The sequence below is a fragment of the Clostridium gasigenes genome (assembly GCF_017348895.1).
Taxonomy (GTDB): domain Bacteria; phylum Bacillota; class Clostridia; order Clostridiales; family Clostridiaceae; genus Clostridium; species Clostridium gasigenes.
Genome location: NZ_CP071376.1, coordinates 3,896,105 through 3,909,356, shown reverse-complemented (window position 1 = coordinate 3,909,356; position 13,252 = coordinate 3,896,105). Strand labels below are relative to the sequence as shown.

General features: G+C 28.2%; 11 protein-coding genes. 9 read left to right on the top strand and 2 right to left on the bottom strand.

The window, feature by feature from the left end; translation table 11 throughout:
- Window positions 1–31: 31 nt before the first annotated feature.
- On the bottom strand, window positions 32–277 hold the full coding sequence (locus tag J1C67_RS18320; RefSeq protein WP_167865389.1) for a hypothetical protein: 246 nt from the start codon (window positions 275–277) through the stop codon (window positions 32–34).
- Window positions 270–2,150: an LTA synthase family protein gene (locus J1C67_RS18315; protein ID WP_167865390.1), complete on the bottom strand. Its 1,881-nt coding sequence runs from the start codon at window positions 2,148–2,150 to the stop codon at window positions 270–272. The genes J1C67_RS18320 and J1C67_RS18315 overlap by 8 nt, the downstream gene beginning before the upstream one ends.
- A gap of 280 nt (window positions 2,151–2,430) precedes the next feature.
- Here J1C67_RS18315 and J1C67_RS18310 point away from each other — a divergent pair, with 280 nt between their 5' ends.
- From J1C67_RS18310 to J1C67_RS18270, 9 genes are all read left to right on the top strand, one after another.
- Window positions 2,431–4,746 carry an ABC transporter permease gene (locus J1C67_RS18310; RefSeq protein ID WP_167865391.1) on the top strand — a complete coding sequence of 772 codons (2,316 nt, stop codon included), beginning with the start codon at window positions 2,431–2,433 and terminating at the stop codon, window positions 4,744–4,746.
- Window positions 4,747–4,758: 12 nt separating this feature from the next.
- A complete protein-coding gene (locus tag J1C67_RS18305) occupies window positions 4,759–5,517 on the top strand; it encodes an ABC transporter ATP-binding protein (protein WP_167865392.1) in 759 nt (252 codons plus the stop codon).
- Between the two features lie 92 nt (window positions 5,518–5,609).
- A complete protein-coding gene (locus tag J1C67_RS18300; protein WP_167865393.1) occupies window positions 5,610–6,305 on the top strand; it encodes a response regulator transcription factor in 696 nt (231 codons plus the stop codon).
- Window positions 6,298–7,668 carry a sensor histidine kinase gene (locus J1C67_RS18295; RefSeq protein ID WP_167865394.1) on the top strand — a complete coding sequence of 457 codons (1,371 nt, stop codon included), beginning with the start codon at window positions 6,298–6,300 and terminating at the stop codon, window positions 7,666–7,668. The genes J1C67_RS18300 and J1C67_RS18295 overlap by 8 nt, the downstream gene beginning before the upstream one ends.
- Window positions 7,669–7,915: 247 nt before the next feature.
- Window positions 7,916–8,767, top strand: coding sequence for a DegV family protein (locus tag J1C67_RS18290; protein ID WP_089971565.1), 852 nt, complete (start codon window positions 7,916–7,918; stop codon window positions 8,765–8,767).
- A gap of 21 nt (window positions 8,768–8,788) precedes the next feature.
- Window positions 8,789–9,292 (top strand): DUF1836 domain-containing protein, encoded by a 504-nt coding sequence (locus J1C67_RS18285; protein ID WP_167865395.1) that lies wholly within the window; start codon window positions 8,789–8,791, stop codon window positions 9,290–9,292.
- Window positions 9,293–9,550: 258 nt separating this feature from the next.
- A complete protein-coding gene (locus tag J1C67_RS18280) occupies window positions 9,551–10,603 on the top strand; it encodes a CdaR family transcriptional regulator (RefSeq protein ID WP_167865396.1) in 1,053 nt (350 codons plus the stop codon).
- Window positions 10,604–10,772: 169 nt separating this feature from the next.
- A complete protein-coding gene (locus J1C67_RS18275) occupies window positions 10,773–12,029 on the top strand; it encodes a GntP family permease (RefSeq protein WP_089971573.1) in 1,257 nt (418 codons plus the stop codon).
- Between the two features lie 22 nt (window positions 12,030–12,051).
- The gene (locus J1C67_RS18270) at window positions 12,052–13,179 is read left to right on the top strand and encodes a glycerate kinase family protein (RefSeq protein WP_167865397.1); all 1,128 of its coding nucleotides are present in this window, start codon (window positions 12,052–12,054) and stop codon (window positions 13,177–13,179) included.
- The last annotated feature ends 73 nt before the right edge of the window (window positions 13,180–13,252 follow it).

Here is a 13,252-nt window from a genome sequence, read left to right as displayed (position 1 = left end):
ATTTGCAGGCTCATTGTAACGCTTGATTCTTTTAAAGCCATGCCTTAATTAATATATATTCTATATATCTAGCAATAATATTGTACATTAATATTATTCCACCACAATAAATCATATTAAAACATATTGGGTTAAGTGTTTCTTTTGCCTTAAACTCTTTTATAGATTTATGAATAAAAAATAAGGCAACTACCCAAGGCGTAAGAGCTTCAATTGAGATAATAGGCATTAAAAAGATTAATCCTATTATAATATGTAATATAATTTTTTTATTCATTAATACCAGCCTCATTTCTATAGTAATTTCCCCGAATCATCTTATCACTTATATCAATAAGACTTTTTATTTTAATCTGTTCTTCATCAGTTAATCCAGTTTGAAGTAATTCTCTATTTGAAAGTAGTACGTAACTCTTGTTTGTATTTAAAAGATTTCTTCCAAGTGTTAAGGAACTAGAGTAGTTCTCTTTTGGAACTCCAAATAAATAAGCTAAGGTTGGCAATGTATCTACTTGACCACCGTACATTGAAAAAGTTTTGCCTTCTAATTCATTGTTATAAATAACTAATGGAATCTTTCTATTATTTTCCTTCATCCAAGGCTCTAAGTCATTTATACTTGCGATTTCATCTGGATAAAATTTATGAACACCTTCATGATCTCCATAAATTGCAATTGCAGTATTATTTAAAATTCCATTTGTCTTTAATTGTTTTAAAAATTCACCTAAATATTTATCAGTATAATGAATAGAATGAAAATATCCACCTAGCTTTGTTCCTTCTAAATTTGATGGTAACTTAAGTGTTTTTTCATTTTCTGGCATTTCAAAAGGACTATGGCTTGTTAAAGTAATAGTATATCCCAAATATGGTTCCTTTACTTCTTTTATAACATCAGCTAATTGTGTAAAATAACTCTTATCTGATATTCCAAGATTAATTCTTTCTGTTGTATCATAATCTGTTGAATCTAATAATGTAGTGTATCCAATTGATTTAAGATTAGCTAACCAGTTCCAATAAGATCCCTTATCTGGATGGGATGCTAAAGTAGTATAACCCATATCATTAAATAAATTAGGGAGTGAATAATCATAGGTGTTATTTGGATATCTAAAGAAGGTTGCACCTTCTCTTACTGGAAAAGTTGATGTATTTGTAAGAAGCTCTGCATCTGAACTTGTCCCACCATATGTTTGTTCATAAAAATTATCAAAATATAATGAGTTATTTAGTATCTTATTCAAATTTGGAGTTATTTCTTGTCCATCAATTTTTTGATTTACTACAAAAGTCTCTAATGATTCCCACTGAATCACTAATAAGTTTTTACCATTCATCATTCCTGCGTATTCATTATTAGGATTATTTTCTTTTAAGCTTGTTAATGTGTCCTTGACAGATTCTTTTTCATTTTCGTCAAAAACATAAGGTTTAGATTGCTTATAGAAATCGAAGGCGTCGTATATATGATAACCAATAGGTGTTAGGTTAGACATAGTTTGATTTGGTGACCAACAAGTTCTAAAAATAAACTGGTTTTCAAATCCTAGATTTTTCTTATCTACTTTTATATGAGCATATCCAAGATAAAGTAGTGATATAAATAATATAGCTAGTCCACCTAGTGCATTTCTATTATACTTATTATAAGTTTTTGTGAACTTTATGTTTCTAAAAGCAATAATTACTAAGTCTATAATAAATAAAAGATCTACTATTCTAAACATAGATATTATTGAACTTCCTAGATTTTCTAAGTTGCTTGCCATTCCAAACATATGATAATTTAAGAAAACTGCATTACTTCTAAAGTACCACATATCACCTATTATTATTATAGTAAAGAATAAATTAAGCCCAAAAAAGGCCCATTTCTGTCCATTACCCTTAAAGAAAAGTCCTAAAGATAAAAATGCTGATTGAACAGTAACCCAAACTAATATTGGTGGCATTGAATAAAAGACCTGTTTAAAATTTACTCCATTTGCATTATCATCAGAAATAAGCATTAAAAATAATAATGTCTTAACTAATAATATAAGAATATTTTCTGAAAAATACTTGTTTTTAACTCCTTCAACAAAGCTCCTTTTTATTTTAAACGGAAGCCCCTGGATTATAACTTCCTCATTGTAATTCAACATTTAACATTCACCTCATATCTTAAAATATTGATTAATAATATCATAAAAGATAGTGTTTTTATATAGATAGGGCGGTATTCCAATAAAAACAAAAAACATGTATTAAATTTAAAATTATGTTAACAAATTTAACCAAAATAAATATGTTTAAAAATATTAATGATATTGATGTAAGATTTTGTTAAGAAATAGAAAATAAGTGGTTTATAATTATCCTATAGTATTAAGAGTATAGAAATTTAATATTAAGGTGTCTTAATGAATAAGGGAGAGATGAAAATTGTGGTTATCTAAATTAAAGAAGAAAAAAACTCAATATATTTTACTAGGAATAATTTTCACTATAGCTATAGCACTGATATCACTAAGTACAATAATTACAGTTGTGGCAAATACTTTTGGAGCCGAATATTACAAAGGTGATAGTACAGCAGATTTAACAGTTATTACTACGAAGCCCGCTGTAGTTGAAAAAAGTAAAGATTGGTATGAATCAAAGGGAAATGAGGTTAGAAATTATAGAAAGTATGACAATTATTCTATTTCAACTAATTTTACTGTAAACAATAAGGATTTAGGTATTTTTATGGGACTCGTAATGCCAATAGATAATTTAGAAAATTTAACTTTTAAGATTGAAGTAATTGAAGGTAATAGTAAGCAAAAGGCTCCTTTAGAAGGAGAAATATGGATACCTTCAACAGTCGCTGAGAGTAAAGATTTAAAAATGGGGGATATTGCTAAAATAATTGATGGCAATGGCGAAACAATAGAATTTAAAGTTTCAGCAATTATTAATGATTCAAATCAACCATCAACCACGATAGGTATTCTTTATACCTATATAAATGAAAAAGATAGAGAATTACTAAAAATGTTGCCAGAGGTAAAACTTGTAACAATGAACACAAATAAAGGGTCAGATAATGAATCAAAAGATTTAATTAGTTATATAAATGAGCCCTTAGGTGGGGTGGTTTTAGATAAAAGTGTATATATTATGAGTGCAACCATTACACCAATTTTAGCTGGGGGACTAGGGTTAATGGCATCAGTAATACTTATAGGAGTTCTACTGATAATTTTAAGATCAAATATTAAAAATAATATATTAAAGGAATACAAGTCCATAGGTATTTATAAATCTATGGGATATTCCTCAAAGAAAATAAGAAGAATTTATTTATATGGATATGCTTTAGTATCAATAATTGCATCAATAATTGGAATATTAATTAGCGTTCCAATCTCAAACTATATGTGTAATATAATGTTTAAATATTTAGGTGTGTACACTTTTGGTTTAATATCACTGGGTGTAGTTTCTATAATATTTATATTATTTAATTGCCTAGTATATTTGAACGTCAGAGGGGTACTAAAGGCAGTAAATAAAATAAAGCCAATTAATGCAATTAATATTGGATTAACTTCATCAAAAGAGAAACTAAAAAAGTCTATAATTAAAAACAATAGTTCAGCTTTTCCTATGGCTATTAATGATATATTTAAATATAAAAAAAGCAACGTTACTATTTTAATAATATTTACTTTAACATTTTATATTTCAATTTTATTTCTTAATTTATCATATTCAATGTTAACAATAGAAGATAATTTAGATAAATTGTTTGGTACGCCAAAATCACAATTAGTTGTGACAGCCCAAGCAGATAAGGAAGATTCAATAAAAGAAGTAAAGGAATATTTAGAGAAAGATGAAAGAGCAGAGGAATATTATCTTTGGAATGGTATAGGACAAAGTAAAATTACTATGGATAATTTAAAATATAAGTTAGATAGTACAGCACTTATGGCAATGACTTTTGATAAATTTAATGATGAAGACTTTAGTATATATGAAGGGAGAAATCCTAAAAATGAAAATGAGGTATCGTTAAGTAAATCAATAATGGATAATAATAAATTAAGTGTTGGAGATTATATTACAATAAATGTAGAAAATACAAATAAGGAGTTTTTAATTACAGGTAGTTATGCTTCAATGATGGGAAATCAACAGAATTTAAGATTAACTAATAAGGTTTTATCTGGAGGTTCTAATGGTAATATCGCCTTTGTAAAATTAAGAAATAAAGATGATTATAATACTTTAAAAGAAGATATTTTAGATGAATTCAAAGGGGTTTCAGTTGATAAAACATATATTCCACTAAAAGATACAACATCCTCGATTGTAGAGATATTTGTTCCCGTTTCAATAATATTATTAGTTGGAATATTAGCATTTGCAATAATAAATATTATGAGCATTATACTATCAACAAACCTAGATAATAGAAAAAATTATGGCATAATGAAGGGTATTGGATTTTCTTCAAAATATATAAGAAGAAGAATAACATATAGAATAATGAGTTTAACAATTTTAGGATCAATCATTGGTCTATCTATTAATATGTTAACAGCAAGATATCTATTTAAGTTAGCATTAGGGGAATTAGATTTATATAGCTTTAGTTTTAAAATTATAATAGCATTTATTATAGCAACCTTATTATTAGTGCTTTTAATAATTTATATTTGCAATAGAGGAATTAAAAAAATATCAACAGTTGAATTAATAATGGAGTAGGGGGAGTTTTAAATGAGTGAGGTATTAATAAAAACAGAAGGTTTATGTAAATCATTTATAATAGGTAAAACAGGGGTTCATGTATTAAAGAATCTTGATATAGAAATATATAAGGAAGATTTCACAGTAATAATGGGAAGCTCAGGGTCAGGAAAATCTACCCTTTTATATTCATTAAGTACAATGGATAATCCAACTTCAGGAAAGGTAACTTTACTTGGACATGATATATCAAAAATAAATGAAGAAGAGGCAAGTAAAATTAGAAATAAGGATATTAGTTTTATATTTCAAGGAATAAACTTGCTACCAGATTTAACAATTTATGAAAATATAACTTATGCAGCATTTATTGATAAAAAAAATAAAGAAAAAATTCAAATTAGAGCAAATGAAATTTTAAAGGAATTAGGATTATATGATGACAAAGAAAAATACCCGGCAGAAATTTCTGGGGGAATGCAACAAAGAGCAGCAATTGGAAGAGCAATAATAAATAACCCAAAAGTAATATTTGGAGATGAACCAACAGGAGCATTAAATTCATCAATGGGTGAAAAGGTATTAGATATATTAACAGATTTAAATAAAAAAAGACAATCAATAGTAATGGTTACTCATGATATAAAATCAGCTTTAAGAGGAAATAGAATATTATATATTAATGATGGAAAAATAGACGGTGAGTTAAATTTAGAAAAATATAGCAATGAAGATGTTAAAATGAGAAAAGAAAAAATTAAAAGATTTTTAGAGGAAAAATCATGGTAAACATTGATATAATAAACTATAAAAGGTAGAATAATTATATAATTAGCTCAGTAAGGGGTAACTTTTACTGGGCTTAACTTTTAGGGGGAAACATGGGTAAGGAAAAAATATTAATTGTTGAAGATGATAATGATTTAGCAAATCTTATAAAGGATTATTTAAGTATTGATGGATATATTGGCATAATTGCAGAGGATGGAAAAAAAGCTATTGAACTAGCTAAAAATGAGGAGTTTTCATTAGTAATATTAGATATAATGTTGCCATTTGTAGATGGCATAACAGTATGCAGAAATATTAGAGAAACATCTCATATTCCTATTATTATGTTGTCAGCAAAATCAGGGGAAATGGATAAAATATTATCACTAGGAGTTGGAGCAGATGATTATATGACAAAACCATTTTCACCTATGGAGTTAATAGCAAGGGTAAAGGCACATTTAAGAAGAGAGAACTTTACGGAAAGACATACCTTAGATGATAATATAATAAGTTATGGCCCATTAAAAATTTATCCTAAAAGCTATAAGGTTATATTAGATGAAAAGGAATTAACTTTAACTACAAGGGAATTTCAAGTGTTAGATTTTTTTACTAAAAATGCAGGACAGGTATTTTCAAAGGAACAGCTATATGAAAATGTGTGGGGACAAAGCGAATTTATGGATGAAAATACAATAGCAGTATATGTAAAGAGATTAAGAGAAAAACTTGGTATAATAGGACAAAAATCAATTAAAACAGTATGGGGTATAGGTTATAAGTGGGAATATACTAATGAATAAGCATGTAAAGAATACAGTAACTAAGCTTCTAATTTTATTAATAACTTTAATTGTAGTTCTTGTAGGAAGTTTATTTATTATATTTAAGGATGATTATTTTAAGGATATAGTAAATAGTTGTAGAGTAATAGTTTCAGAGGATTTAATTAATATTTCTAAGGCTTATGAAGACCATGAGGAAACTAATGTAGAAACAATTTATACATATACTATTGTAAATTTAGATGGGAAAATTATAAAAACCATTGAGGATGAAAAACGAGATTATATTCCTTTAAATGAACTTTCATTTGATAATTGGTATGAAGTAAATAATAAACAGGTAGTTAGATATTCAGCACCATTAATTAGAGAAGGAGAAATTAAAGAAATAGTAATTTTTACAATTCCTAAGGATGATATATTAAAGATTAGAGGAGATGGAAGAGGCTTTATTTGGTATATTCCCTCAATAGTAATTTTTCTAGCTATTATGTTTATAATACATAAAATTTATAGAATTATTAATGTTGATATTTTAGTTCCAATTAATGAAATGCATAATTCTGCAATAGAAATATTAAAAGGAAATTACTTTGAAAAAATAAAATATGATTATCAGGGAGAAATAGGAGAGTTTTCTCATGACTTTGAAAGAATGAGAGATAGTTTAAAGGTTTCAAGGGAAAGGGAGGAAACTTTAAAGAAAGCTGAAAAGGAATTGCTAGCATGCATCTCACATGATTTAAAAACTCCTATAAGTAATATTTCAGGATACTGCGAGGGAATATTAGATGGTGTTGTAAAAGAAGAAAATCAAATAAAAAGGTATGCAGGAATTATATTGAAAAAATCAAAGGTATTAACAAAGCTCTTAGATGATATGCTTGAATTTTCAAAAGCTGAAATAAATCAAATGAGCATAAAAAAGCAAGAGGTTTATTCAATGGAATTTTTCAAGGGACTATTAGATGAAATATCTATGGATGTAATTTCTAGTGGAAGAGAATTTATTATAAATAGAGAAGTACCTAATTTATTAATTAATTTAGATGGAGATAGAATAGGACAGGTATTAAATAATATTATTTCTAATTCTATAAAATATACTTCAGATAAAGGAATTATAACTATAAGCTTTAAAAAACTTAAGGATGGATTAGAGGTAAGCCTTAATGATGATGGGGTAGGTATTGCATCAGAAGAACTTCCCTTTGTTTTTAATAAGTTTTATAGAGGAGAAAAACATAGAAATCAAAATATACCAGGTTCAGGTCTTGGATTATCTATTGCTAAATATATTATAGAGATGCATAAGGGAAATATTGAAGTTAGAAGTTATAAAGAAAAAGGTACAATAGTGACTTTTAGTATTAATAATTAAAATGAGGAAAAAATTAACTATGTTTTTTTATTAGGTTGCATGGATTTTAAGTAAGTTATAAAATCTCAAAGTAAAAGTCAAAGTGAAAATATAAAAAAAAGTGAAGTTTGAAACTGAGAATTAAGAATTTAGACTAATTATTGACAAAGAATATCTAGCGTGGTAATCTAAATTATCTAGTCTTAAAGACTAGATAATTTAGATTGCAAAACAAAGCAAAAAATAAATATTCAGGGGGATAATAATTATGGTTAAGATTGTATCAGACTCATCCACACTTTATTCAATTCAAGGTGCAAAGAATAATAATATTGATATTGCACCACTTGCAGTTACCATAAATGGGGTTACATATAAGGAATATGAAGAAATAGATACTGAAGAATTTATAGATATAATTAATGAAGGGCATATACCAATATCATCTCAACCAGCTATTGGAGAAGTTATAAATATATATAACAAATATCCACATGACGAAATAATTAACATATCAATGGCAGATGGACTTTCAGGTACATATAACTCAGCGTGTGCAGCTAAGGGACTAGCAGATAATCCAGAAGGTATAGAAGTAATAAACTCTAAAACTCTTTGTGGACCACATAGATATATAGTAGATGTAGCTGTTAAACTTGCTGAGATGGACAAATCTAAGGATGAAATATTAAAAGAAATAAATGATCTGATAGAAACATCTCAATCGTATCTTATACCAAATGATTTTGACTATTTAGTTAGAGGTGGAAGATTATCTTCACTTGCAGGTAAAATAGGTAGCTTGATAAAACTAGTACCTGTGATTAGGCTTTCAGAGGATAGGACAAGGTTAGAGAAATTCACAACTAAAAGAACTTTTCCTAATGCAATTAAAAAAATTTGCGAAGACTTAATTAAATCTTTGGTAGATAGTAATTATAAGATATATGTCGCACATGCATGTAGAGAAGATTTGGCAAATAAAGCTAAAGAGATTATACTAGAATCTATTGAAGGTTTAGAGGTAGAAATTAAAAAATTAGGACCAGTATTTACAACTCAAGGGGGACCTGGATGTATTGCTATACAAGTAATAAAGAAACATAGTATATTAGGCTAAAATATAGATTAGGAGAAAAGAATGGATAATATAGAAGAAATTTTAGAGTTTCATTGCCCAAGGTTTAATGATCTGCCAAAGGTTCCTCTATATAAAGATCAAGTTATAATGTATATAGAGAATGCTTTGAATATTATAAATGTTAATTCAGAGGAGAAGTTTTTAACACCAACTATGCTTAATAATTATGTTAAACAAAAGGTTGTATATCCTCCTAAAGACAAGAAATATAATGAAAAACATTTAGCCTATTTAATTGTGGTTTGTATTTTAAAACAAGTTTATACTTTAACAGAAATTTGTGAACTAATTAAAATTCAAATAGCAACTTGTCCCATTGAGCAAGCCTATGATTGTTTTTGCATAGAGTTAGAAACTTCATTGAGGTCTGTTTTTATAACACGGAAATTTTCAGCATCTAGCGCATCTATAAAGAACGCTTATGAAAGTGAAATAATTAGATCCGCTGCAAGGTCATTTGCCCATAAAATATTTATACAAAAATATCTTAGGGATCGAGAATAAATTTATTATTAAACATGTCATTAGTTTTATTGCTTTAGCATATTCATAAAAAATGAAATATTAGATTTATCCTTGTAGTAAATTACTACAAGGATTTTATATATCCTAGATTGAATATTAAAAAAAATAGAGTATAAATATATAAATAAGTCTATGATATTAAAAGAGTAATTGGATTATGCTATAATTAACTTTTTGGAGACTCCTTATGGAGATTAAAAAAATAATTTATATTAAAATAAATAGTTTGGAGTATGTATGATAAGTAAACAATTAGCACAGGAAATTGTTAATAAAATGATGGAAGTAATCCCATACAATGTGAATATTATGGATAATAATGGGGTTATAATAGGTAGTGGAAATTATGAGAGGGTTGGACATGTCCATAGTGGGGCAGTAGAGGCATTAAGAAATAAGCAAATAGTTAAAGTATATGAAGAGATAAATAAAGTTAAACTAGGAGTTAATATTCCAATTATATTTAAAGAAAAAATTATTGGAGTAATAGGAATAACGGGTAAGCCAAATGATGTTAGTCAATTTGCTAAATTAGTTAGCGTTACAGCAGAATTGCTAATAAGCCAAGAATATAGTTTAAATCAATATATAACAAAGCAAAAGTTAAAAGAAGAATTCATATATGAGTGGATCTATTCTAAGGTAGAATATGATAATGATTTTATTAGAAGAGGAAAAGCGCTAGATATAGATGTAAAACTAGATAGAATAGTTATAGTTATACAAGGTAATAAAAAATATAGTAAAGAAATTAGTAAATTTATAAAAGAAAATGAGTATACGGTGAATTTAACAGAAGACAGAATAGCTTTAATATTAGAAAATAGTAAGTATATTTTAGGAAGAATTAAAAGCATTGAAGAGAAAAATAAAGATACATTAGTAAAAATAGGCGTAGGAACGGTACATGATTTACTACTAAATTCATTACTTGAAGCTTTAGAGGCTTTATATATAGGCATGAAGTTATACGAGGATAATTTTTGCAATACATATAATAAAATAAAATTGTTTCATAAAATGGAAAATATATTTAGTAATTATGAATGTGAAAATATAATCTTGAAAATAAGTAATGATGGAAAAGATAAAGAATTATTACAAAGCTTTTTAATATATATGCAAATGAATGGAGAAAAACAAGGGGTGGCTAATGCGCTACATATTCATAGAAACACATTGCATTATAGAATAGAAAAAATAGAGAAATTGACAGGACTTAAATTTGAAAATTATTTAGATTTTTTTCAATTACTTTCAGCTTATATAAGTTACAAAATAAAGCTTTAGTATTTAGTAGGTTCAAAAGCAATTAATATGGTTATGTGCATATGCATAAAAAAACTTTGTATATTTAGTCAGTATCCTAATGAATTTATGTAAGAAAACATTTACTATAAGATTATAGTAAATTAAGAAAACGTTTGTAAAAAGATATAATTTAAGGAGGATAATGACGATGAATATTACAGTTACAGCATTAGGCGCAATAGTTGCATTAATAGTTGCAATAACACTAATAATAAAAAAGGTGCATCCAGCTTATGGATTAATAATTGGAGCATTAGTAGGAGGACTGGTAGGTGGAGCTGGAATAGTTGGAACTGTTGATTTGATGATTACTGGGGCAAAAGGAATGATGCCAGCTATTTTAAGAATAATTACAGCAGGGGTTTTAGCCGGAGCACTTATACAATCTGGTGCAGCTGCGAAAATAGCAGAAACAATAGTAAGTAAAATTGGTGAATCAAAAGCATTAATAGCATTAACAATAGCAACTATGGTTTTAACAAGTGTTGGAGTTTTCGTAGATGTAGCGGTAATAACAGTTGCACCAATAGCAATAGCGATAGCGAATAAATCAGGATTTACAAAAACAGCAATACTTTTAGCAATGATAGGTGGAGGAAAGGCTGGTAACTTAATGTCACCTAATCCAAACACTATAGCAGCTGCAGAAAATTTAAATATTTCATTAACAAGCTTAATGATTGCAGGTATAATACCAGCTATATTTGGAGTGATTGTTACTTGTATAGTAGCGAAACATCTTAAAAATAAAGGAAGCTTTGTCGAAAAAAATGTAGAAAGTAAAGAAATTAAAAACATGCCAAGTTTCTTTGCTGCAATTTTTGGACCATTAGTGGCAATAGTAATACTAATGTTAAGACCAATAGCTGGAATTAGTATAGACCCATTAATAGCACTTCCATTAGGAGGAATTTGTGGGGTAATAGTAATGGGCAAAGCTAAGCATATTAATGAGTATGCAACATATGGTTTAGGAAAAATGACTGGGGTTGCAATATTATTAATTGGAACAGGTACCTTAGCTGGAATAATAGCCAATTCAGGTTTAAAAGATGTAATAATTCAGGGGATAAATACTTTAGGATTACCAGATTTTGCATTAGCACCAGTATCAGGTATGTTAATGGGAGCTGCAACAGCGTCAACAACATCAGGTACAGCAGTAGCAACTTCAGTGTTTGGACCTACTATAACTGGAATGGGAATATCATCAATAGCAACAGCTGCAATGATACATGCTGGAGCAACAGTTTTAGATCATCTTCCACACGGAAGTTTCTTCCATGCAACAGGTGGTAGCATAAATATGGAAATGAATGAGAGATTAAAACTTATACCATATGAATCATTAATTGGTTTAACAATGACAATAGTATCAGTAATAATATTTGGATTCATACTTTAATTTTAAAAAGGAGTTGGAATATATGAAATTTATATTAGCACCAGATTCTTTCAAGGAAAGTATGTCTTCAAAAGAGGCTTGCGATGCAATGGAAAGAGGAATAAAAAAGATAATACCAGAGGCAGAATGTATAAAGGTACCAATGGCAGATGGTGGAGAAGGAACAGTTGAGGCTTTAATAGGAGCGACAAATGGAACTTTTCATAAGGTAAATGTTATAGCTCCTTTAGGAAATAAAGTAGAAGCTGTATTTGGAATATTAGGAAATAAAAAGACTGCAGTTATAGAAATGGCAAGTGCAAGTGGAATACAACTTGTTAAGAGAGAAGAAAGAAATCCACTTATAACAACAACTTTTGGAACAGGACAACTTATTAAAGCAGCCTTAGATTTAGGTGTTAAACATATAGTTGTAGGAATTGGTGGAAGTGCTACAAATGATGGTGGTGCAGGAATGATACAAGCTTTAGGCGGTAAGCTCTTAGATAGAAAGGGAGAGGAAATATCATTTGGTGGTGGAGCTTTAGGAAACTTAGATAGAATAGATATAAGTGAATTAGATTTAAGACTTAAAGATACAGTTATAGAAGTTGCATGTGATGTAACAAATCCATTAGTTGGAGAAACAGGAGCATCAGCAGTGTTTGGGCCTCAAAAGGGTGCAACAGAAGAAATGGTTAAAGAACTAGATAATAACCTTCTTCATTTTTCAAGAATTATAAAAGAAACATTAGGAAAAGATGTAGCCTATATTGAAGGTGCAGGGGCTGCAGGTGGCCTTGGAGCAGCATTGTTATCATTCTTAAATGCAGAGCTTAAAAGAGGAATAGACCTTATAATAAATCATACAGAGCTTAAAGAAAAAATTAAGGGTGCAGATTTTGTATTTACAGGAGAAGGTGCTATTGATAACCAAACTATTTATGGAAAGACACCAATGGGCGTGGCGAAGGTGGCAAAAGAGCAAGGAGTCAAAACAATTGCATTTGCAGGTAAAGTTGGAGAGGGCGTAGATAATCTTTATGCAATAGGAATAACTTCGATATTTAGCATAATGCAAGGTGTATCAAATTTAGATAATGCTCTAAAAGATGGAAAAGAAAACTTAGAGCTTGCAGTAGAGAATGTAGTTAGACTAATGAATATATAAAATAATAACAAGTCAAGGTGTGAAATTTTAGGGGCATCTTTGACTTGTTATTTTATTTTAGATATCACATAAC